Below are 21,180 nucleotides of genomic sequence, written 5' to 3' on the forward strand. Positions count from 1 at the left end.
GCTCAGTCCGAGAGGTTCGCCAGGCGCTCGGGGCGGAGCATCTCGGCCAGCTGTTCCGGGGTGAGCAGGCCGCGTTCGAGGACGAGGTCGGCCACCCCGCGGCCGCTGTGCAGGGCCTCGAGCGCGATCGATGTCGACTCCGCATACCCGAGCACCGGGTTCAGCGCGGTGACGAGCCCGATCGAGTTCTCCACCGTTCGGCGCAGCTCGTCCGCGTTGGCCGTGATGCCGGCGACGCAGCGCGTTGAGAGCGTGGTGCAGGCGGCGGCCAGGTGCGCCATCGACTTCGAGAGGCTGTGGACGATCACCGGCTCGAACGCGTTGAGCTGCAGCTGCCCGCCCTCCGCCGCCATCGAGATCGTCACGTCGTTGCCGACGACCTCGAACGCGACCTGGCTGACGACCTCGGGGATCACCGGGTTGACCTTACCCGGCATGATCGAGGATCCGGATTGCACCGCCGGCAGGTTGATCTCGTTGAACCCGGCGCGGGGGCCGGAGGACAGCAGGCGCAGGTCGTTGCAGATCTTCGAGAGCTTCAGCGCTACGCGCTTGAGCACGCCGGAGAGGTGCACGAACGCTCCGACGTCCTGCGTGGCCTCGATGAGGTCCGGCGAGGTGGTCAGCTCGAGCCCGCTGATCTCGGCCAGGTGCCGGCGGGCGACCTCGGCATATCCGACCGGGGCGTTGAGTGCGGTGCCGATCGCGGTGGCACCCAGGTTGATCTCGTGCACGAGGCGCAGCGACTCCTCGAGCCGGTCATGGTCCTCGCGCAGGGTCACGGCGTAGCCGCGGAACTCCTGACCCAGTGTCATCGGGACGGCGTCCTGCAGCTGGGTCCGGCCCATCTTCACAACCGTCCGGAACTCCTCGCCCTTCGCGGCGAAGGCGGCCTCGAGGTCCTCGAGCGCGTCGAGCAGAGGCCGCGCCGCGAACACGGTGGCGACGTTGACCGCCGTCGGGTACGCGTCGTTGGTGGACTGGCTGAGGTTCACGTGGTCGTTGGGGTGCAGGCGCGCGTAGTCGCCCTTGGCGCAGCCCAGCAGCTCGAGCGCGCGGTTGGCGATGACCTCGTTCGCGTTCATGTTGGTCGAGGTCCCGGCCCCGCCCTGGACGACGTCGACCACGAACGCCTCGTGCAGAGCGCCGCCGATGATCTCGGCGCACGCGGCGTCGATCGCCCCGGCGCGCTCGGCGTCGAGCAGGCCGAGGTCCCGGTTGGCGCGGGCTGCCGCCTGCTTGACCATGGCCAGGGCCCGGACGAGGTGGGGGTTCGAGGAGAGACGCTGCCCCGTGATGGGGAAGTTCTCGACGGCGCGCAGCGTGTGCACGCCCCAGTAGGCGTCGGCGGGCACATCGCGGTCGCCGATGAGGTCGTGTTCGGTGCGGGTGGGCTGGGACAAAGCGGGGCTCCTGTGGGTGGTGGTGCCGGCTCGCGCGGGCGTGGGAAGAATGGGCCGGAGGGGATCGGCGGGGCTGGAGTGGCTAGAAGGCGGCGTCGAGCCAGCCGACGTGTTCGCCGCCGCCGAGCACGGATACGCGGGTCAGCGGGTCCAGGGCCGCGGCGAGTTCGGCGTCGCAGACCGCGCGCAGCAGCGCGGCGGTGGCGACGGGCATGCGGGCGCGGTCCCCGCCGTCGGAGACCTTGACCGCGACGGCGGTCCCGTCCGGCAACGCGGCGACCTGGATGCCCTCGAACCCGTCCTTGGCGATCGAGCCGGGCACGGCCCGCATGAACGCGGTCACATCGCGGCCTTCGCCGGCGACGAGCTCCGGGTGTGCGCTCATCGCGTCCGCGACCGCGCGGGCACCGGTGCCGGCCGGCGCGGTGGCGAGGCGGGAGAAAGCCCGCGCCAGCGCGGTCAGCGTGAGCGCGTAGACGGGGGTGCCGCAGCCGTCGGTGCTCGCGACAGCCGGCACCGCGCCGGTGAGGGTGGAGACCGAGCCGGCCAGCAGGTCGGCGACCGGGTGCCCGGGCTGCAGGTATCCCGCGACCGGCCAGCCGCGGGCGGCGCACAGTGCGACGAGCGCGGCGTGTTTGCCCGAGCAGTTCTGGGCCAGTCGCGTCGGCGACCCGCCGGCGGCGAGGAAAGCCGCGCGCTCGGCCGGGCCGTAGGGCAGATCGAGCGAGTTGGCCAGAGCCGACTCGTCGAGACCGGCCGCGGCGAGGGTCGAGAGCGCGACCTCCTGGTGCCGCGCGGCGCCGGAGTGGCTCGCGGCCGCGAGGGCGAGCTGCTCGTGCGTGAGCTGCGCGCCGGCGTCGTGCATTCCGGCGGCGAAGAGCGGCTTGAGTGCCGAGCGCGGATAGAACAGCGCGTCCGGATCGCCGATCGAGTACAGCACCTCGCCGGCGGAGGAGAGGACGACGGCGGAACCGTAGTGCACGCTCTCGACGAGATCGCCGCGGCTCTGCAGGGCGACGGGTGCGTGGCGGGGCAGAGTGGTGTTCACTTCTCGGTCTCCTCGACGATGGTGGTGACGGTGCGGCGGACGGCGCCCAGGTGGGCCTCCATGGCGGCGGCGGCCGCCTGCGGATCGCGAGCCGCGATCGCCTCCAGGATGTGACGGTGCTCGGCGTCCGACGTGCGACGGCGGCCGGCGACCAGGTTCAGGGTTTCGGACTGGTGCGTGAGGGCATCGCGGATGTCGGCGACGATCTTCGCGAAGACGGCGTTGCCGCTGGCGTCGGCGATGGCGGCATGGAAGGAGGCGTCGAGCTCGACCCAGGCCTCGCCGTCGTCCTCCGCGTCCATGGCGTCGACGAGGCGGCGGAGCCCGGCGAGCTCGTCGTCGGCGCGGTGCCCGGCGGCGAGCTCGGCGGCCGGGATCTCGATGTGCGGGCGGGCCTGGTTGAGGTCGTGGGCCGAGTAGGCGCCGAGGACGAGGTCCTGCGGCGGGCGGGTGGCGACGACGAACGTGCCGCGGCCCGTCTCCGTGCGCGTCAGGCCGAGCGCGGCGCACGAGCGCAGAGCCTCGCGGACCACGGAGCGACTGACGCCGAAGTCGGCGGCGAGGCGCGCCTCGGCGGCGAGCTTGGTCCCGACGGGCAGTGTGCCGTCTCCGATGGCCTGGCGCAGGGAGCGGAAGACGGCTTCGGCGGCGCTGCTGCGCTCGATCGGAGGCAGTCCGGCTGTAGGGCTGTCTGACAGGTTCACGTCTTCGAGTATGCGCTCGCGGCATGTTGCGGTCAAGCCGGACGGGAATAGGGTGGGGCCATGGAGACGAAGCCGCACTCGAACGATCCGTCCGTCATCAAGCGCCTGATGACCACCCCGGGCCGGTGGGCCGTCGTCGGCCTGACGAACAATCCATCCCGCGTCGCGCTGCCCGTGGCGACGTGGGTTCGCGACCGGCTGGGCATGGAGATCGTCCCCGTGAACCCGCGCGGCGAGGACGTGCTCGGGGCGCGCGGGCACACCCGGCTCGCGGACATCGAAGGGCACATCGACGTCGTCGACTGCTTCGTGAACTCCGAGCGCGTCGGCGACGTTGTCGACCAGGCGATCGAGATCGGCGCCGGTGCGGTCTGGCTGCAGCTCGGGGTCATCGACGAGGACGCCGCCCGGCGCGCGAAGGAGGCCGGGCTCGACGTCGTGATGAACACCTGCCCGAAGATCGAGGCGGTGCGGCTGCCGTGAGCGGCGGCCTGACGACGGCGGACGTGCGCCGGATGTGCCTCGCGCTGCCTGGTGCGTTCGAGGACCAGCCCTTCGGCCCGGACACCCTCGTGGTCAAGGTGCGCGGGCGTGCGGCGACCCGGCCCAAGATGTTCGCGCTGATCTGGAGCGAGGGCCGGGAGGTCGCCGGGGCAGGGACGGCCCCGGCGGCGACGGCGCGCATGAACCTGAAGGTCGATCCTGCGCTCGGCGACCAGTTGCGGGCCGCGCACCCCGAGATCACGCCCGGCTACCACATGAACAAACGCCACTGGGTGACGCTGATCTGCGGGCCGGGGCTGCCGGAGGCCATGGTGCGGGACATGATCGAGGACTCGTACGATCTCGTCGTGGAGACCCTGCCGGCCGCGGATCGGGAGGCGCTCGGCTGGCGCCGCTCGGTCGGCGCGTGATGTCGTTGCGAGGATCACGGCCGGCGAGCCGATCCGACTCTGCCCTGAGGCCGTCGCCGGCCGTAGGGTGGAAGCATGATTTTCATCGTCGTTAAGTTCACCGTGAAGCCCGAATCCGCCGACACCTTCATCGGGGCCACGCGCCCGTTCACCGAGGCCACCCGCGCCGAGGCCGGGAACCTCTGGTTTGACTGGTCCCGCAGCGTCGAGGATCCGAACGAGTTCGTGCTCGTCGAGGCCTTCGCCGACGACGCCGCCGAGGCGCACGTGAGCAGCGATCACTTCGCGGCCGGGCTCGAGGCCATGCGCCCGCACCTCGTCGAGACCCCGCGCATCATCAGCCGCCAGATCGACGGCGACAGCTGGGACGCCATGGGCGAACTGCAGATCGACTGACCCCGCCCTGCCCGCCGCCTTGCGGTTGCGGGCTCGGCGCCGCCCGCGGCGTCATCACCCGGACCCGGGGTCCGGCCGCATGCTACGTTGGTGCCTGAATTGCGGGGGGCAATCAGAAATGCGGGTCACAACGAATGGTTCAACGAGGGGGCGTCGTCGTACGCCCGCGCCTGTCAGAGCGTCTTGAGCGCTGCCACGCGGTCACGATCGTTCAGGCGCCGCCCGGTTACGGCAAGACCGCGCTGCTGGCCGACTGGGTTGAGCACGCTCCCTCGGCCCACACCGCCCACGCCCCCGACCTGCCCGGGATCCTCGCTGCGCAGACCGGCGGGGTCGTCGTCGTGGATGATTTCGCCCGGCATGAAACCGCCGGGCTTGCGGAGAGCATCGTCTCAGCGCTGGCCCGCCCCGGAGCTCCGCGCCTGATCGTCGCCACACGGACCACGCCCCTGCTGCGCATGTACGCGTGGGACTACGGGCTCGACGTCGGCACTGTCGGGGCCGGGGACCTTCTGGCCACCGAGTCGGAACTCGCGGAGATGGTCGCCGCGTGGGGCGGGCGGGCCCCGGACGGCCTGCACGAGGCGACCGGCGGCTGGCCCCGCGTCGCCCGACTCCTCGTCGAGGAGGGGTCCGCGGAAGAGTACCTGCGCCACGCCGTCCTCGCCCGGCTCGAACGGCAGAGCCTGGCCTTCGCGCTCGCCCTCTCCTCGAGCCGCAGCCTGGCCCCCGCCCACCGCCGGGTCTCACCCGGTGCGGGCGCGCCGTCGTCGGACGTTTTCGAGCGACTGCTGGAGTCCGGCGTCGTGCAGCGCCGCGTCGACGGATGCGAGCACGTCCCGCCCGTCGTCGCAGCCGCGCTGCGCCTCCTCGTGCCGGAGCAGGAGGCGCTGGCGTGGCACCGCGCGCTCGTCGAGGAACTCGGGCACGACGGCGACGCCGCCTCCCGCGCGCCCCGCATGGAGCACGCCCGGGCGAGCGAGGACTGGGGCGTCCTCGCCCAGTTGTGGACGCGGCACGGGCTGCAGCTGCTGGAAGTGGACGAGGCCGCCGTCGCGCGGGTCTACTCCGATGTTCCCGCCGAGGCCGTCGCCACGTGGCCGGTCCTGACGCTGGCCGTCGCCACGGCCCGGGCCCTGCGCGATCGACGGCCGTTCCACGACGTGCAACCCGTGCTGTGGCAGGCCGCGCGGCGGGCGGCGCAGCAGTTCAAGGGCCCCGGAATGGATCACGGCGGCGATCTCGAGAATTACATCTACCTGGCGGCCACGGCGCTCATCGACGCGCGGATGGACGGGCGCTGGGAGGAACATCGACGTATCGCCGAGGCGGCGGAGGAGCGGTACCGCGCCGAGCGCGGCCCCGTGCCCGACAGCCAGCGGTACGCGTGGTTCCTGTTGCAGGTGTTCCTGGGCGAGATGACGGCAGGCGACGCGGTGCGTGCGAAGCCGGCGGGGCGGAGGGCGCACGTCGTGGCGCACGACGCTCCCGACTCGCGGGTCTCGTCGGCTGCGGCGGCGGCCGGCATGTGCGCGCTCGCCACGATCGAGGGGTCGGCGCGGGACGCGGCCTACTGGAGTGAGCAGTACGCGGCCGTGGCCCGCGAGGAGGCGTGGGGCTTCGGCTACGCGACGAGCCTGTTCGCGCTCGTGCGCGCGATGCGGGCCGTCGACCGCCTCGACCTCGAGGCCGCCGAGGCGGCGCTGAGCGACGCGGGCGACCCGCGCTGCGACGTCGAGTTCTGGCCGTTCGCCCTGCTGCCGCGCACCCAGCTCGCGCTGCTGCGCGGTGCGCCGGGCGACATGCTCGACGAGATCGACCGGGTGGTTTCGGCGCACCAGGCGCAGTACGACGCCGGCGGGTGGGGGACGCGCGTCGTCGCGTGTCTGCGCGTCGAACTGCTGACGGCGCTCGGCGAGGTGGGGCGCGCCCTGGAGATCGCCGAGTCCGTGGCGGACGCCTCGACGGCGGTCATCCCGCTGGGCGCGCGCGCCCACCTGGTCGCCGGAGATGCAGGGCGGGCGTTCGAGATGGCGAGGCAGCCGCGGTGGGACGCCGGCGTCACCCCGCGGACCCGCCTCGGCCGGCTGCTCGTGACGGCGGGCGCCGCCGAACAGCTGGGGGACCGCCACGGGGCCGACGCCGCGTTCTCCGCCGCACTCGCGCTCTCCGGGGCAACGGGGCTCATGGCCACCGTGGCGAAGCTGCCGCGCCAGGTCCGGCAGGCCCTGCTCGAACGCCACCACCGCGCGCTGAGCGCGGAGGCGCTCGAACTGCTTTCCGGTTACCGCGAGGTCTTCGAGACAAGCACCGAGCCGGTGCGCCTGACGCCGCGGGAGAAGGTAGTTCTGGCGGAGATGGGCCGTGCAACGACGCTCGCTGAGGTTGCTAGAAGGTTGACCGTTTCAGCAAACACGGTTAAGAAACAAGCCATCTCCGTCTACGCGAAGCTCGGCGTGCACGATCGGGAGGCCGCGCTCGAGCGGGCGCGCGTGCTGGGGCTGCTGCCTCCGGCTGACTGAGCTGCGGGCTCGATCGCCGGCCACGCGGTGGACCGGCGTCGAACCTGCACGCTAGCCGCCCCGCGTTGCTGGTGCCGGCGAGCGGAAAGGACCAAAGGGGGACCAATTGTCGCCTTATTTCGTCCACTCAGTGGCACTTCGGGTCAAGTAGGCGTCAGAATGGAGGCAGGGCCGGGGGCCCTGTGGTCGAGACGCGAGTGCCGGCCTGGTCCGTTGGGGGGACCGGGAAGGCCGGGGGTTGTGTCTGACCGAATGGACGGGCCGGAGCCTCGGGGGAGAGCTCCGGCCCGCCCACGGTCACCGCGGAGGCTCCGGCGAAGCCCGCGCCGATCCTGACGCGACGCGAATCAGCGTTCCTTCCAGATCGCCGTGAATGAGCCGTAGCCGCCGTCGATCTCGCATTCGCCGTCGATCCCGTAGCCCGGCCACAACCCGTCGAGCGTCGCGCCGAGTTCCTTGAGGGTGCACGACCACTTGCCGGCGACCTTGACCGTCGCCCCGTTCTTCGAATCCCAGTCCTCTGCGATGCGCGTCGTGTGGTAGATGCTCTGCACCGTGTCGCAGTCGACGTTGATCGCTTCGTAGACGAACGCGGTGCCGTCGCACTCCAGCTTCTTCGCCTTCGCCGGGTGGTACTGCAGCGACCCGATCATGTGCGCGATATCCGCGAACTCCTGCGAGAGCGCGTAGTCGCGGGCCACTTGTTCGGCGTCGTCGGTGCGCCCGGGCATCTCGGCGATGCCGAGGTCCGCGCGCCCCTCGAACCGCAGCGGCCCGGCCAGCTTCGGGTACCCCTTGGTGCCGCCGCCGAGTGGCAGCTCGCTCCCGGGCGCGAGCTTGGCCGGCACCCGCTTGTTCGAGACCAGCCCGTAGCTGGCGATACTGTCGGCGTTCGGGTGCGTCACGAGATCCAGCACGACGCCGGTCTTGCCGCCGCCGAGCACCTCCGCCTCGGGTGCATCTACTCTGTCGATCGGGGTGAAGGAGGACCCCGGAATGGATTCGACCGTTGCGCGGCCCGGGTTCTGCTGCAGTGTCGCCAGGAGCCGGCCGTTCGCATCCGTGACTTCGTAGCCCGCGATGCCGGTGCTCGAGGAGTTCCCCTTTGCCTCGAGCGTCGTGACCGTCCAGTCCTCGTGTACGAGGAACGACATGTCGCCCGACTCCGTCGGCACGCGGCGCCACGCCTCCTCCGGGGACGGCTCCGCCTTCGTGCTCGGCTGCACCTCCGCCGGCTCCTCTTTCTCGAAGGCCTTGGGGAAGACGTCCGCAAGCGCATCGCATCCCGTCAGGGCCGTCGTCGCCATCAGGGCGACGGCGGCTAGTGCCAATCGCTGTCGAGTCCGCCGTGCGTTCATGCCCCCACCCTAGCCACACCGCCCCCTGCTGACGTGGCGTGACGGGCAAAGGTGAACAAACTGTGACACGAGGGGCGCGCAAACCCCGTTGACACCAGACTGAACACGCGTATAGTCAATTGAACAAGCGTTCAATTATGGAGGGGAGATCTGATGCCGGCCTCCGACATCACCGCCCGGGCGAGGATCCGGGACACCGCGATCGAGCAGATCGCGCGCAAGGGGTACGGCGTGAGCATGCGCGTCATCGCCGAAGCCGCCGGAGTCAGCCTCGGGCTGATCAACCACCACTTCGGATCCAAGGTCGGCCTCCGCACTGCCTGCGACGACCACGTGCTCGAGACGATCAGGAACGTCAAGAGCGAAACCGTGCGCGGCGGGGCCGCGGCGACGTTGGCCGCCCTTGGCCGGATGAGTGAATACGCGAACCTCACCGCGTACTGCCTGCGCGCGATCTCCACCGGTGGGGAGGTCGCCCGCCGATTCGTCGACCACTTCGTCGCCGACTCGCGCACCTGGATGGCACAGGGGGTCGCCGACGGTACGCTGCGACCCTCCGTCGACGAGGAAGCGCGCATCCGCATGATGACGCTGCAGGGATTCGGCGGCATGCAGCTCTACCTCGCTCAGCGCATGGGTGAAGCAGACGTGGAACTGGCCCCCGATCAGATCAACGCGCTGCTCGAGGACTACCTGGGCGAGTACGGTCTGGTCACCCTCGAGCTCTACAGCTTCGGGTTGTTCGCCACGTCCGACATCTTCGACGCCTTCCTGCAAGCCGGGCCGAACCCCGGCGCCGCGACCACCGAGGAGCACTGATGGAACCCGTCATCGAGGTCGAGAACCTCACGAAGAACTTCGGAAAGGTCCGGGCACTCGACGGGCTCGACCTGAGCGTCGCGCCGGGCGAGGTCCACGGCTTCCTGGGGCCCAACGGCGCTGGCAAGTCGACGACGATCCGCGTCCTGCTGGGCCTGCTGCGTGCTGACGCCGGAGTGACCCGGCTCTTCGGCGACGACCCGTGGGCGCACGCAGTCGAGCTGCACCGCCGGCTCGCCTACGTCCCGGGCGACGTGACTCTCTGGCCGAAGCTGACCGGCGGCGAGGCCGTCGACCTGCTCGGAGGGCTGCGCGGCGGCCTGAACGCCGCGCGCCGCGCCGAATTGCTCGACCGCTTCGACCTCGACCCCACCCGGAAGGGGCGCACTTACTCCAAGGGCAACCGCCAGAAGGTTGCCCTCGTCGCGGCCCTCGCCGCTGACGTTGATCTGCTGGTCCTCGACGAGCCCACCTCGGGGCTCGATCCGCTCATGGAGCTCGTCTTCCAGGAGACCGTGCGCGAGGCCGTCGCCGACGGGAAAACCGTTCTGCTCTCGAGCCACATCCTCGCCGAAGTCGAGGCCCTGTGCTCGCGGGTCACGATCATCCGCGACGGTGCGACCGTGCAGACCGGCTCGCTCGCCGAGCTGCGCCGCCTCACGCGCAGCAACGTCATCCTCGACGCCGATGTTACGGCGGAGGAACTGGGCCGGCTCGACGTCGTGCACGCGATCACCACGGACGCCGAGCGTCTGCACTTCAGCGTGGACGACGGCGGGATGGGCGCCGTGCTCTCGGTCCTCGCCGGGCGCGAGGTGCGGTCGCTGACCGCGACCCCGCCGAGCCTGGAGGAGCTGTTCGTGCACCACTACGACGCGGCGGCGGGACGAAACGACGTAGCCGGTGCCGGCCGTGACGGCGATTCAGTGCGGAAGGCGGCGCATCGGGCATGAGCCACACTTTCGCCGGAACGGGGCGGCTCGCCGCCGCCATGCTGCGGGCGGACCGCATCCGCATCCCCGTCTGGGTCCTAGCCATGGCGGCCTTCGTCGCCTACGCCGCCGCCGGTATCCCCGCCGTCATGGGCGAGGAGGGGCTGCAGGCGCGCGCGGAGGTCATGAAGGAGCCGGCCGGGGCGATGATGGCCGGACCCGGGTACGGGATCGAGAACTACACGATCGAGATCCTCATGGCCAACGAGATGCTCGGCATGTTCGCGGTCGCGGTCGCCATCATGTCGCTGCTGCTCGTCGTCCGACACACGCGCGCCGAGGAGGAGGCCGGCCGCACGGAACTGGTCCGGGCCGCTCCGGTCGGGCGGTTCGCGCAGCTCACGGCCGCGCTGCTCGTGCTGCTCGCCGCGAACGCGGCCGTCGCCGTCGGTCTAGGCGCCGCGATGGTCGCGGTCGGCATGGCGCCGACGCTCGACGCCTGGGTCTTCGGCGCCGCACTCGGCGGCGTGGGGCTCGTCTTCGGCACGACGGCGGCCGTCACGTCCCAGCTGAGCGCGAACTCCCGTGCCGCCTCCGGCATGGCCGGCGGTCTGCTTGGCGCCGCCTACGTCCTGCGGGCCGTCGGCGACGCGCAGCAGCCCGGCGGCAGCGCCCTCTCCTGGCTCTCTCCGATCGGCTGGGCGCAGCAGCTGCGCGTCTTCGTGGATCTGCGCCCGGAGCCGGCGTGGCTTGCTGCGGGCGCCGTCGTCGTGCTGAGCGGAACGGCGTACGCGCTTGCCGCGCGCCGCGACGTCGGGGCGGGCCTGCTCCCCGAGCGCCGCGGTCGGGCTCGTGCGAGCGCGGCCGGCCGGACCCTGCTGGGAGTGACGATCCGGCTCGAGCGTCCGCGCCTGATCTGGTGGGCGGTCGGGCTGTACGTGTTCGCCGCGCTGACCGGATCGCTCGCCGGGCCGATGGCCGAGGTGATGGGGGAGCAGCCGCAACTGCTGGCGGTCCTCGGGGTGGACCCGGCTGACGAGGAGGCGATGGCGAGCCTGGTCTCGGAGGCGATGGGGATGTTCCTGATGTTCTTCGCGATGGCGGTGGCGGTCTATGCCGCGGCGGCGGCCCACCGGCTGCGCGGGGACGAAGCGGAGTTCCGCACCGAACTCGCGCTCTCGGCCGCGGTGCAGCGCGCGTGGTGGCTCGGCGCCCCGCTGCTCGTCTCCGTCGTCGGCAGCGCGCTGCTGCTTGTCGTCGCCGGCGTCGGACTCGGCACGGGCGCGGCGGCCGAGATCGGGGCCGGGGCCGTCGGCGAATTCGCGCTCGCCGCCCTTGCGTACGCGCCGCTGCTGGCCTGCTGGGCGGCCGCGGCGATGCTCCTCTACGGGCTCGGCCGCGGTTCGGCGGTCCTCTGGGCGGTGCTCGGGGCCGCATTCGTGATCGGCATGTATGGGTCGCTGCTCGACGTGCCCGCTGCCGTGCAGGACGCCGAACCCTTCGGGATGGTCGAGGCGATGGCCCTCGCCGGCGGCGACGGCGACTGGACGCCGATCTGGTGGGCCGCTGCCGTGGCTGCGGTGCTGTCGGCGGCCGCGATGGCGCTGTTCCGCCGCCGCGACCTGACGGGGTAGCGCGCCTTGGTCCGGTCCGCCATCGACGCGCGGCGTCCGCACCGCTAGGCTCCGGTGACATGGGCATGGATCTCGTTCAAGTCAATTTCAAGGCGCGCGACCACGAGCGGGTCGGCAAGTTCTGGGCCGACGCACTCGGCTGGGGCCTCTCGAGCGAGGGCCCCGGCGTGAGCAACGTCGAGCCGGTCGGGTTCGACTGGCCGGATCCGTCGGCTGTGTGCATCGACGTCGTCGCGGTGCCCGACCTCGAGTCGGTCGCGTACCGGGGGCATCTGGATCTCGCCACCGAGTCGGCGCAGCACCACGCCGAGCTCGTCGCGCGGCTCGTCTCGCTCGGCGCGACGGAGGCCGACATCGGCCAGGGCGAGGTGCCCTGGACGGTCTTGGCCGACCCGGAGGGCAACGTGTTCTGCGTGCTCGAGCCGCGTGAGGTCTACCGCGACACCGGCCCCATCGCGACCGTCGTCGTCGACTGCGCGGACCCGCGGGCCATGGCCGAGTTCTGGGGCGCGGCCACCGACTGGACGGTGCACGCGGCGGACGACGAGCACGCCCGGCTGCGCTCGGCCCGCGGCGTCGGGCCCTACCTGGAGTTCCTGCGCACGCCCGACCCGCACGCGGACCGGCACCGGCTCCACCTCGATCTCATGCCGCCACCCGACGGCGATCAGGCCGCGGAGGCCGAGCGGTTGCGGTCTCTCGGCGCGCGGGACGCCGACGTCGGGCAGGGCGAGGCGCCCTGGATGTGCCTGGCCGACCCGGAGGGCAACGAGTTCTGCATCATCGCGCCGCGGTGAACGCCGCCGCCAGGTGCTCGACGAGCCGCGCGTGGATGACGCGGCCGTCGACGCGGTGGCCGCCGTCGTGCTCGACGACGGTCAGGGGCCCGTCCGTGCCGTACGCGCGCCGCAGCGAACGGGCGGCGGCCCGGAAGCCGGGCAGCGGGAAGATCGGGTCGTCCCGCCCGCTCTCGATCAGGAGCGGGCGCGGCGCGAGGTCGGCGAGCACGTCCTGCATCTCGCCGAAACGGGCGAGCCCGGGCACGTAGTTGCACGGGCAGTGGTGCATGGCCAGGATGCTGCTCGCGTACGTGTTCGCGTAAGCCGACAGCGCGACGGCGCGCACGCGGTCGTCCAGGAGGCCGAGGGACGAGGCGAGCAGCGAGCCGCCCGAGTGGCCGGCCGCGCCGAGCGGTGCCCGCGGATCCAGGCCCACGCCGGCCAGCGAATCGAGCACGTGCACGAGCTCGGCGAGGCGGGCGCCGACGAGGGAGAGACCCGAGAACGCCAGATGGTTGGTCAGGCGCGCGCACGCCGAGATCTCCGCCGGCTCCCGGTCGGCGGGCGAACGCCGCTGGCCGAACCCCAGGATGTCCGGCACGACGACGTTCGCACCCAGGGCCGCGAGCGACTCGGCGAAATGCGCGTGCCCGTCGGTGCGCTCGGCGTCGGTGCTCCCGTCGTCGGTGAGCCCGACGAGCTGGCGGGAACCGTACCCGTGGCCGTGCAGCGCGAGCACGGTCGGCGCACCGGCGGCGGGCTCGGTCGGCCGCAGCACGAAGACGCCGAACGGCATGGACGCGAACGCCTCGATCACCCAGCGCTGGCGGACGTAGCCGGGGCCGGGAACCGCGTCGATCAGGCGCGGCGGGACGCCCGGCGCCGCGGCGGCCAGAGAGTGGAAGGGCTCGACCAGCGACGCGAGATACGAGGGAGCGGTCGCGCCGGGTTCCGCTGCCGGCGGCGGGCAGCGCCGGATGCGTTCGAGCAGGGGCTCGGCTCCGACGCCGTGCGACGGGTCGCCCGTGTCGTCCGCGGGCGACGCCGGCCGCTCAGGCACTTTCGATCACGCCCGTGACCTCGGAGGTGAACGCCTCGGCTGCCTCCTGCGGAGTCGACTGCTTGAAGAGCACCTGCTCGACGTACCGCGCGAGGACGTTCTGCGTGTCGCTGCTGCCGCGTGGCGGGACCACCGGCGTGCTGGTGATCTCGGACCCGATGTCGCTCATGAAGTCGAGGAAGGTCCGGTCCGGTGCCTCGAGCACGTCGATCACGGCGGACTCGGTGGCGCTGTTCGCGGGCGCGCCCCGGTCGACGCGCAGGATCGCGGCGGCCTCGGGATCGTTGACGAGGAAGTTCAGGAACGAGACCGCAGTCGGGTTCGCTGCCGCGGCGGCGCCGAGCGACCAGAACATGGTCGGCTTGAAGTAGGCGCCGTTCTCGGCCGCGGAGCCGGCGATGCTCGGCGGGCGGAGCATCACGAGGTCGCTGCCCGTCGTGGCGACGAAAGAGCTGAACTGGTTGGCCCACGCCCACGTCAGTCCGGCCTTGTTGGTACCGAATGCGGACTGCTCGAGGGCCACGCCGAGCTCCTCGGCGGCCCCCGAGGCGTCGAAGCCGGCCCGGGTCTCCATGAGGTCGAGCAGGTGGGTGAACATCTGCGTGAGCGTCTGCGTCCGGTAGCCGAGGCCGCCGTCGGTGGAGTAGAGGTCCTCACCGTGCTGGCGCAGCCACGTGACGAGGTAAGCCTCGTTGACGCCGTAGACGGTCCCGATGGTGTCTGGACGAGAGGCCTGGATCTCGCGGGAGATCCGCGCATAGTCCGCCCACGTCCACGTCGTGTCGTCGGGAATCTCGACGCCGGCGTCGTCGAAGACGGCCCGGTTCGCGAGGACGCAGTAGCTGTTCTGGCCGGTGCTGATCCCGTAGAGCGTGCCGTCGACGGTTCCGGCCTCGAGCGCTCCGGGATCGATCGTGCCGAGGTCGAGACCCTCGAGCGAGGTGAGGTCGGCGAGGACGCCGCGGCCGCCGTACTCGGAGATGTACTTCTGGTCCATGTTGATGATGGCCGGCTCGTCGCCGGCGGCCGCCTGGGTCGCCAGCCGGTCCCAGTAGCTGCCCCACTGGCCGGGCTCGCCGTCGATCGCCGCGTCGGGGTGCTGCGAGGTGAACGCCGCGATGACCTCATCCGTCTGCCGGTTCAGGTAGTCGTTGCCCCACCACGCGAAACGCACGTCCCCGCCGCCGCCCACCGCGGAGCCGCTGGTGCTCGCCGCGGTCTGACCGCCGCACGCCGCGAGGACGCCGGCGGCTCCGAGACCGAAGCCGCCGGCCAGGAGGGAGCGACGCGAGACGGCGTAGCGGCTGCGCCGGCGGCCGGAGGCCTGCGGGAAGCGCCGGATGGTGCGGGGGAAGGCGGTGGGGGTGCCCATGGAAGTTCTCCGTTCACGTCATCGGGATGGTGCGTGCGAGTGGTTCCGACAGGCTACGACGCACCGGGGCACGTGGGGAGGGAATCGTCCGGATGGGCACCGTGCCATGCCGGGCGCGCATGGCTGTGAACGGGGGCGCCGCCGGGCGTCCAGCCCGGCGGCGCCCGAATCCTGCACCTGGCCGTCGGCCCCGCGGCTCTCAGCCGACCGCGAGTTCCCGGATCGTCAGGTCGCGGTAGACGGCCTCGCCGTCGTGCACGAACAGGCGGATGCCGTCGTCGCCCGCGAGCGGGAAGACGCGGTGGGAGTGCACCACGCGTCCGTTGCCGACGAAGAACTCCACGCTCGCGTGGTCCACGAGGATCCGTACCTCCAGCTCGCCGGTCGCCGAGTCGAAGGGGACCTGCGACTCGCCGCCGTTTCCGGGGTTGAAGGTGGGCCGGCGATTCACGTAGGTGAAGCCGTCGCCGATGACGGCACCCGCGGCGACGTGGCGCCCGCCGCCCGGTGCCCGGCAGAGCTCGAACCCGATGTTGCCGGGCGGCTTCGCCGGGTTCCAGTCCAGCGTGCACGTCAGCTCGAACGCGCGGGAGCGGATGTCGAGATCTTTGTTCCCCGACAGGCTCACGTTGCCGAGCCGGTGCGTCGCCGTGGCGTAGCCTCGCAGCGCCGAAGTCGGCTGCGAGACGAGGACGTACCGGCCGCCGTCGCGGATCAGTCGGACGTCGCGCACGATCATGTCGTCGCCGTTGTACCCGTCCGTGACAAAACTGGGGGCGTTGTGCGGGTAGTCCCAGAAGTTCGCCCAGCCGATCGCGTGGCGCAGTTCGGGGTCCGGCTGACCGTCGTCGTCGTGACCCTCGTAGGTGACCGCGCCGTAGAAGTCGAAGCCGCGATCCAGCCACTCGGGCTCGTCGGCATCCGGGGTGAACGAAGCGCCGTCGAACTCGCCGGTCCAGTACGCGTAGGTGGCCGGAAGGTCCCGCGCCTTGGCGTTGGCGCTGACGCCGAGGACCCAGTGATCGGTGCCGTCGTCTGCGCGCATGCGGAACAGGTCCGGGCACTCCAACAGGCCTAGGTCGTCGCGGGGGAAATCGGCCACGTAGGTCCAGTCGCGGAGGTTCGGCGAGCTGTAGAACGCCAAGCGCTGTCCCTCCGCGTTGGCCATGAACCAGCGGCCGCGCGTCTCGTCCCAGAAGACCTTGGGGTCGCGGAAGTCGTGCACCCCCGGGTTCGGCAGAACCGGCTCGTCGCCGCCCGGGGCGAAGGTCCGGCCCTTGTCTCTCGAGTACCAGAGGTATTGGGCCTGTCTGCCCTCGGGTGCCTGGGTGACGAGGGCGACGAGGGTGCCGGCGCCGTACCCGGCGGTGTCCTCGTGGTCGACGACGACGCAGCCCGACCAGCAGTCGCCGTTGTCGTTGCTGAACTTCGGGATCGCGACGCCCCGGTCCACGAACGAGACGTGGTCCGTGGTGGTGGCTAAACGCCAGGAGGTGCCCGGGCCGCCGGCGAGGTAATCCTCGTTGTAGAGGTAGTAGTACAGGTACTCGCCGTCGACGAAGACGGGGCGCTGTGGGTCGTTCTTCCAGTTGTCGGGCACGCTGAAGTGGTAGGCGGGCCGGTACGAGTGCTCCACGACCGCCCGGGCGGACTTGTCGCTCGGTCCGCCGGGGTTGGCATGGCCGGACTTGCCGTTCCCGGGCGCGGCGGCTGCGGGCATGATTCCTCCTAGGGTCGCGGCGACGCCGGCGCCGCCGATGAGCATCGAGCGGCGGCCGAGCTGCGGGGTGCTGCGCTTGGCCTGGGGAGCGTTGTTCTCGGACATGGGTGACCTCGCTGTCGGTTCGATGGTGGTGCGGTCAGGGGTGCAGGACGCGGCCGGGCTCCTCGGTCCCGTCCATCGCCCACGCGCGAGCGGAGCCGATGCGGGCGTCGCCGAGGGTGGCGAAGTGGATCCGATCGGCGTCGGGCCGGGTCGGGTAGACGCGCGTCGTCAGGGCGACGCCGTCGACGAAGACCTCGACGCTCGAGCGGTCGAGCAGGATCCGCACCCGGGTGTCCGCCCCGGCGCCGGGAACGACGCCGGCGTGCGGCGACGGGTCGCAACCCGCCGCCAGCGTCGAGCCCGAGCGGTCCAGGCGAACGCGCAGGCCGTCGTCGTCCCGGTGCAGTTCCAGCACCGTGCGCTCGGCGCCGTCGGCGGTCGCGAAGAGTTCGACGTCGACGCCGCCGCCCGCGGCGATGTCCGCCGTGAACTCCACGTCCAGGGCCGTTCCCGACAGGGCGGTGACCGCCGGCGAGGCGGCCCCGTTGAGGGCGCTCCCGGTTCCGGAGGGGCCGGGCAGGAGCTGCACGCCCCGCAACTGCGCGACTTCGGCGACGGGTTCGCTGCGCAGCGTTCCGGACGCGTCGAGCCACAGCCGGCGCGGGACGGTCATGGCGCCGGACCAGCCGGCGGCGGCCGTCGCGGCGTCGTCGCGCCCCTCCTGCATCCACGACCAGAGGATGCGGCGGCCGGAGGCGTCCCGGAATGTCTGCGGCGCGTAGGCGTGCCGGCCGCCCAGGTCGAGGCGCTGGACCCGCTCGATGGCGAACCGCCGGCCGTCGTAGGAGCCGATCGCGACGAGCGGATGCAGCGTGTGACCCTCGTGCCAGGCGGAGAAGATCAGCACGTGCTCGTCGTCGCTCGTGCCGTCCGGGGCGGCCGTGGCGCCGTCCGCGCCCCGGCTCATGCGGAAGAAGTCCACGCACTCCCACATGGTGCCGGTCCAGTCGGGATCGTCGAGCCTTTCCTCACCGGCCTCGCCGACGGCGAGCGGGCCGAGCTCGGTCCACGAGCGCAGGTCCTCCGACTCGTACAGGAACGCCGTGCCGCCCGCGCCGGCGATGCCGCTGCCGACGAGCTGGCGCCACCGGCCGCCCTCGCGCCAAACGCAGTGGTCGCGGAACTCGGTGATCTCGTGATCGGCGGGAGGCGCGTCGATGATCGGCTCGGTGCGCGGCGTCCACGCGTCGAGATCGGGTGATCCGGTGGCCAGGCAGGGCAGTTCGCGGCCGTCGGCGCGGCCCGAGTAGATGATCGTCGGCGTGCCGTCGTCGTCGACCAGGACACCCGACCAGCACCCCTCGCGGTCGGGCCCGGTACCGGGGGCGAGGGCGATCGGCCGGTCGCGCCAGCGCACCAGGTCCTCGCTCACCGCGTGGCCCCAGTGGATCCGGTCGTGGAAGGGCCCGTCCGGGTTGTACTGGTAGAAGAGGTGGTACGTCCCGTCGACCTGGCTGACGCCGTTGGGGTCGTTGAGCCAGCCGGCCGGGGCCGTGAAGTGGTAGGCCGGGCGCAGCAGGTCCGCGTGCGCCGCCTCGATCATGTCGGCGGCCGGGGCGGCGGCGGGGTTCATGCGTTCTCCTGTCGTGAGGTGTGCTCGTGCGGCGTCAGGACCCAGTGGGCGGTGGCGGCGTCGACGACCTCGCGGCGCTGGCCCGGCGCCGCCGTCCAGTCGGCGATCTCGCGGCGCAGTTCCGCCCGGGCGTCGGGGTCGAAGGGTTCGGTGCGCTCCGGGTCGGGTACCGCGCCCACCAGGAGGCGGGTGTAGGGGTGCTGCGGGTCGTCGAGCAGCCGCATCGATGGCCCGCCCTCGACCATGGAGCCGGCGTTCATGACGATCGTCCGGTCCGCCAGGTACCGGGCCGAGGCGAGGTCGTGCGTGACGTAGAGGATCGCGATGCCGTGCTCGTCGCGCAGCTTGGCCAGCAGATTCAGGACGCCGATGCGCACGGAGACGTCGAGCATCGACGTCGGTTCGTCGGCGAGGATGACCTCTGGTTCGACGGCGAGGACGCGGGCGATCGCGATGCGCTGGCGCTGCCCGCCCGAGAGTTCGTGCGGGAACGCGCTGAGGACCGCCGGGTCCAGGTCGACGGACTCGACGAGTTCGACGAGCCGGGCGCGCACGTTCGATCCGGCCTTGCCGTGCACGCACAGGGAGCGCTCGAGCACGTGCTCGACCCGGTGCGTGGGGTTCAGCGAACCGAACGGGTCCTGGAAGACCATCTGCACGCACCGGCGGTAGCCGCGCGAGGCGCCGCGGCGCTGGGTGGCCAGCACGTTCTCGCCGAAGACCTCGAGCGAGCCGGTCTCCGGCTGCTCGAGCCGGGCGATGCAGCGCGCGAGGGTCGACTTGCCGGAGCCGGACTCGCCGACGAGGGCGACGATCTCGCCGGCGCCGATCTCGAGCTCGATGTCCCGCAGGGCCCGCAGCCGCGTGCGGGACACGAAGCTCCCCGAGGTGAAGGTCTTGTTGAGGCCGCGGATCCGCACCGCCGGGGTCCCGGCGGCGGGAGGGGCCGTCGTCGTGCTCATCGCTGCGTCTCCTTCTCGAAGGGTGCTTCCGTGGTGTCGGCCGGGGCGACGAAGTGGCCCGGCGCGACCTCCGCGAGGTCGCCGATGGACGTGAAGCGCACGCCCTCGCCGAGCCCGGTGAGCTTCACCCGCGGGCCGGTGATGGGCGGGAACGCGCCCATGAGGGCCTGCGTGTAGGCGTGGCGCGGTTCGCGCCGCAGCGCCGACGCCGGCGCGAGCTCGACGATCCGGCCCGCGTACATGACGCCGATCCGGTCGGAGAGCTCGAGCATGAGGGACATGTCGTGCGTGATGAACAGGACCGCGAAGCCGAGCTCGGCCTGCAGCTCGCGGATCTGCGCGAGGATCTCCTGCTGTACGACGACGTCGAGCGCCGTCGTCGGCTCGTCGAGGATGAGCAGCCGCGGCCGCAGCGCGCAGGCCATCGCGATGACGACGCGCTGGCGCTGGCCGCCGGAGAGCTGGTGCGGGTAGGCGTCGATCCGGGAGGAGGGGATGCCGACGAGCTCGAGCAGCTCGGCGGCCCGCGCCGCCGCCGCCCGCTTGGGCATTCGCTCGTGGGTCGTGAAGACGTCGGCCAGCTGGTCGCCGATCCGCATCACCGGGTTGAGCGAGTTCATGGCCGACTGGAACACCATCGCCACCTCGCGCCAGCGCCACGAGCGCAGCTCGTCGGGGGCCATGCCCAGCACGTCGGCGCCGTCGAACCGGATGGACCCGTGAGTGATCCGCGCCGGATCCTTGAGCAGGCGCATGATCGAGTGGGCGATCGTCGACTTGCCGCAGCCGGATTCACCGGCCAGCCCCAGAATCTCCCCGGGGGCGATCTGCAGGCTGACGCGGTCGGCGCCGCGGACGGAGCGCTCGTCGCTGACGTATTCGACCGTCAGCTCGTCGATGTCGAGAACTGGTCTCATGCTTGTGCTCCTTGCGTGACGGCGGTCGGGGCGTTCGCGCTGGCCGCGCGCCGGGGCTTGCGCAGCCGCGGGTTGGTGATTTCGTCGACCGCGTAGTTGCACATCGCCAGGGCGAAGGCGACGAGGGCGATGGCCAGGCCGGAAGGGGCGAAGATCCACCACTGGCCGAGCATGAGCGAGCCGTCGGTGGAGGCCCAGAACAGGTTGGTTCCCCACGAGATGGTGTTGGCGTCGCCGAGGCCGAGGAATTCGAGGCCGGCCTGCGCGCCGATGGCGCCGATGACGCTGCCGAGCAGGGTCGTCATCACGATCGAGGCCATGTTGGGCAGGATTTCCCGCAGCATGATCCGCAGCGGGCGCTCGCCGGTGACGAGGGCAGCCGCGACGTAGTCTTTGCCCCGGATCGACAGGGCCTGCGACCGCAGGACGCGGGCGCTGCCCGCCCAGCCGGTGATGACAAGGACGATGATGACCGTGCCGAGGCCCGGCGGCATGAACGCGGCGAGGATCACGAGCAGCGGCAGCCCGGGCAGCAGCAGGAACACGTTCGTCAGGAGCGAGAGGACGTCGTCGACGGCCTTGCCGAAGTAGGCGCAGGCGAGCCCGACGATGATGCCGACGATCGTGGCGAGGATGCCCGCGATCACGCCGACGAACAGCGAGGAGCGCGAGCCCCACACGGTCAGCGCGAGCACGTCCTGCCCCTTGGCCGTGGTGCCCAGCCAGTGTTCGGCGCCGGGCGCACTCGCACCGCCGGACCCGATGCGGGAGGGGTCCTCGGGGAAGAGGACGGGGGCGAGCAGGGCCAAGGCGATGAAGATCGCGAGGATCGCGAGGCCGGCGACGGCTTTGCCGTTGCGGCCGAGGGCCCGCAGGAAGCGCAGCGAGGCGCGGCCGGGCGGCGGGCCGGCGGTCCCGGTGGACGGCGGGGCTGGTGGCGCTAGTGCCATGGTTTCCTCCGT

At 71.9% G+C, this 21,180-nt stretch carries 19 protein-coding genes; 8 read left to right on the top strand and 11 right to left on the bottom strand.

Going from position 1 to position 21,180, the window contains the following annotated elements:
• Positions 1–2: 2 nt before the first annotated feature.
• The 3 genes from EV380_RS15675 to EV380_RS15685 all read right to left on the bottom strand — a co-directional run bounded on the left by EV380_RS15675 (position 3) and on the right by EV380_RS15685 (position 3,155).
• On the bottom strand, positions 3–1,403 hold the full coding sequence (locus EV380_RS15675; protein WP_130451897.1) for an aspartate ammonia-lyase: 1,401 nt from the start codon (positions 1,401–1,403) through the stop codon (positions 3–5).
• Between the two features lie 82 nt (positions 1,404–1,485).
• On the bottom strand, positions 1,486–2,451 hold the full coding sequence (locus tag EV380_RS15680; RefSeq protein ID WP_207219455.1) for an asparaginase: 966 nt from the start codon (positions 2,449–2,451) through the stop codon (positions 1,486–1,488).
• On the bottom strand, positions 2,448–3,155 hold the full coding sequence (locus EV380_RS15685) for a FadR/GntR family transcriptional regulator (protein WP_130451898.1): 708 nt from the start codon (positions 3,153–3,155) through the stop codon (positions 2,448–2,450). The genes EV380_RS15680 and EV380_RS15685 overlap by 4 nt, the downstream gene beginning before the upstream one ends.
• A gap of 60 nt (positions 3,156–3,215) precedes the next feature.
• On the opposite strand from EV380_RS15685, the gene EV380_RS15690 reads away from it, so the two are divergent.
• The 4 genes from EV380_RS15690 (at position 3,216) to EV380_RS15705 (ending at position 6,987) form a co-directional block, all read left to right on the top strand.
• On the top strand, positions 3,216–3,638 hold the full coding sequence (locus tag EV380_RS15690; protein WP_130451899.1) for a CoA-binding protein: 423 nt from the start codon (positions 3,216–3,218) through the stop codon (positions 3,636–3,638).
• Positions 3,635–4,069, top strand: coding sequence for an MmcQ/YjbR family DNA-binding protein (locus tag EV380_RS15695; protein ID WP_242607657.1), 435 nt, complete (start codon positions 3,635–3,637; stop codon positions 4,067–4,069). Before EV380_RS15690 ends, EV380_RS15695 begins: the two co-directional genes overlap by 4 nt.
• A 75-nt stretch (positions 4,070–4,144) precedes the next feature.
• Positions 4,145–4,465 carry a putative quinol monooxygenase gene (locus EV380_RS15700; protein ID WP_130451900.1) on the top strand — a complete coding sequence of 107 codons (321 nt, stop codon included), beginning with the start codon at positions 4,145–4,147 and terminating at the stop codon, positions 4,463–4,465.
• A 134-nt stretch (positions 4,466–4,599) separates the two neighbouring features.
• Positions 4,600–6,987: a LuxR C-terminal-related transcriptional regulator gene (locus EV380_RS15705; RefSeq protein WP_130451901.1), complete on the top strand. Its 2,388-nt coding sequence runs from the start codon at positions 4,600–4,602 to the stop codon at positions 6,985–6,987.
• A 347-nt stretch (positions 6,988–7,334) separates the two neighbouring features.
• On the opposite strand, the gene EV380_RS15710 is transcribed toward EV380_RS15705, so the two are convergent.
• The gene (locus tag EV380_RS15710; RefSeq protein ID WP_130451902.1) at positions 7,335–8,345 is read right to left on the bottom strand and encodes a hypothetical protein; all 1,011 of its coding nucleotides are present in this window, start codon (positions 8,343–8,345) and stop codon (positions 7,335–7,337) included.
• A gap of 153 nt (positions 8,346–8,498) precedes the next feature.
• On the opposite strand from EV380_RS15710, the gene EV380_RS15715 reads away from it, so the two are divergent.
• The 4 genes from EV380_RS15715 (at position 8,499) to EV380_RS15730 (ending at position 12,527) form a co-directional block, all read left to right on the top strand.
• Positions 8,499–9,164: a TetR/AcrR family transcriptional regulator gene (locus EV380_RS15715; protein ID WP_130451903.1), complete on the top strand. Its 666-nt coding sequence runs from the start codon at positions 8,499–8,501 to the stop codon at positions 9,162–9,164.
• Positions 9,164–10,117, top strand: coding sequence for an ABC transporter ATP-binding protein (locus EV380_RS15720; protein WP_130451904.1), 954 nt, complete (start codon positions 9,164–9,166; stop codon positions 10,115–10,117). The genes EV380_RS15715 and EV380_RS15720 overlap by 1 nt, the downstream gene beginning before the upstream one ends.
• Positions 10,114–11,730 carry an ABC transporter permease gene (locus EV380_RS15725; protein WP_130451905.1) on the top strand — a complete coding sequence of 539 codons (1,617 nt, stop codon included), beginning with the start codon at positions 10,114–10,116 and terminating at the stop codon, positions 11,728–11,730. The genes EV380_RS15720 and EV380_RS15725 overlap by 4 nt, the downstream gene beginning before the upstream one ends.
• A 65-nt stretch (positions 11,731–11,795) precedes the next feature.
• Positions 11,796–12,527, top strand: coding sequence for a VOC family protein (locus EV380_RS15730; protein ID WP_341272778.1), 732 nt, complete (start codon positions 11,796–11,798; stop codon positions 12,525–12,527).
• Here the strand turns inward: EV380_RS15730 and EV380_RS15735 are convergent.
• The 7 genes from EV380_RS15735 to EV380_RS15765 all read right to left on the bottom strand — a co-directional run bounded on the left by EV380_RS15735 (position 12,511) and on the right by EV380_RS15765 (position 21,168).
• Positions 12,511–13,569 (bottom strand): dienelactone hydrolase, encoded by a 1,059-nt coding sequence (locus EV380_RS15735; RefSeq protein ID WP_130451907.1) that lies wholly within the window; start codon positions 13,567–13,569, stop codon positions 12,511–12,513. The genes EV380_RS15730 and EV380_RS15735 overlap by 17 nt on opposite strands.
• On the bottom strand, positions 13,562–14,941 hold the full coding sequence (locus EV380_RS15740) for an ABC transporter substrate-binding protein (protein WP_130451908.1): 1,380 nt from the start codon (positions 14,939–14,941) through the stop codon (positions 13,562–13,564). Before EV380_RS15740 ends, EV380_RS15735 begins: the two co-directional genes overlap by 8 nt.
• A gap of 199 nt (positions 14,942–15,140) precedes the next feature.
• Positions 15,141–16,766, bottom strand: a complete 1,626-nt coding sequence (locus EV380_RS15745; RefSeq protein ID WP_242607658.1) for a glycoside hydrolase family 32 protein — start codon at positions 16,764–16,766, stop codon at positions 15,141–15,143.
• A gap of 34 nt (positions 16,767–16,800) precedes the next feature.
• A complete protein-coding gene (locus tag EV380_RS15750) occupies positions 16,801–18,339 on the bottom strand; it encodes a glycoside hydrolase family 32 protein (protein ID WP_130451909.1) in 1,539 nt (512 codons plus the stop codon).
• Complete coding sequence (locus tag EV380_RS15755; RefSeq protein ID WP_130451910.1) at positions 18,336–19,301, bottom strand: ABC transporter ATP-binding protein; 966 nt, start codon at positions 19,299–19,301, stop codon at positions 18,336–18,338. The genes EV380_RS15750 and EV380_RS15755 overlap by 4 nt, the downstream gene beginning before the upstream one ends.
• Positions 19,298–20,218, bottom strand: a complete 921-nt coding sequence (locus tag EV380_RS15760) for an ABC transporter ATP-binding protein (protein ID WP_130451911.1) — start codon at positions 20,216–20,218, stop codon at positions 19,298–19,300. Before EV380_RS15760 ends, EV380_RS15755 begins: the two co-directional genes overlap by 4 nt.
• Entirely contained in the window at positions 20,215–21,168 is a 954-nt protein-coding gene (locus EV380_RS15765) for an ABC transporter permease (protein WP_130451912.1), read from the bottom strand. Before EV380_RS15765 ends, EV380_RS15760 begins: the two co-directional genes overlap by 4 nt.
• Positions 21,169–21,180 lie beyond the last annotated feature (12 nt).

Origin of the sequence: Zhihengliuella halotolerans (genome assembly GCF_004217565.1) — a bacterium.
GTDB lineage: Bacteria > Actinomycetota > Actinomycetes > Actinomycetales > Micrococcaceae > Zhihengliuella > Zhihengliuella halotolerans.

Bases quoted from the DNA above. Each gene is read 5' to 3' on its own strand.
- EV380_RS15705 (WP_130451901.1), top strand. From the start codon at position 4,600: ATGGTTCAACGAGGGGGCGTCGTCGTACGCCCGCGCCTGTCAGAGCGT.
- EV380_RS15710 (WP_130451902.1), bottom strand. From the start codon at position 8,345: ATGAACGCACGGCGGACTCGACAGCGATTGGCACTAGCCGCCGTCGCC.
- EV380_RS15765 (WP_130451912.1), bottom strand. From the start codon at position 21,168: ATGGCACTAGCGCCACCAGCCCCGCCGTCCACCGGGACCGCCGGCCCG.
- EV380_RS15755 (WP_130451910.1), bottom strand. From the start codon at position 19,301: ATGAGCACGACGACGGCCCCTCCCGCCGCCGGGACCCCGGCGGTGCGG.
- EV380_RS15720 (WP_130451904.1), top strand. From the start codon at position 9,164: ATGGAACCCGTCATCGAGGTCGAGAACCTCACGAAGAACTTCGGAAAG.
- EV380_RS15745 (WP_242607658.1), bottom strand. From the start codon at position 16,766: ATGTCCGAGAACAACGCTCCCCAGGCCAAGCGCAGCACCCCGCAGCTC.
- EV380_RS15730 (WP_341272778.1), top strand. From the start codon at position 11,796: ATGGATCTCGTTCAAGTCAATTTCAAGGCGCGCGACCACGAGCGGGTC.
- EV380_RS15725 (WP_130451905.1), top strand. From the start codon at position 10,114: ATGAGCCACACTTTCGCCGGAACGGGGCGGCTCGCCGCCGCCATGCTG.
- EV380_RS15760 (WP_130451911.1), bottom strand. From the start codon at position 20,218: ATGAGACCAGTTCTCGACATCGACGAGCTGACGGTCGAATACGTCAGC.
- EV380_RS15700 (WP_130451900.1), top strand. From the start codon at position 4,145: ATGATTTTCATCGTCGTTAAGTTCACCGTGAAGCCCGAATCCGCCGAC.
- EV380_RS15690 (WP_130451899.1), top strand. From the start codon at position 3,216: ATGGAGACGAAGCCGCACTCGAACGATCCGTCCGTCATCAAGCGCCTG.
- EV380_RS15750 (WP_130451909.1), bottom strand. From the start codon at position 18,339: ATGAACCCCGCCGCCGCCCCGGCCGCCGACATGATCGAGGCGGCGCAC.
- EV380_RS15740 (WP_130451908.1), bottom strand. From the start codon at position 14,941: ATGGGCACCCCCACCGCCTTCCCCCGCACCATCCGGCGCTTCCCGCAG.
- EV380_RS15715 (WP_130451903.1), top strand. From the start codon at position 8,499: ATGCCGGCCTCCGACATCACCGCCCGGGCGAGGATCCGGGACACCGCG.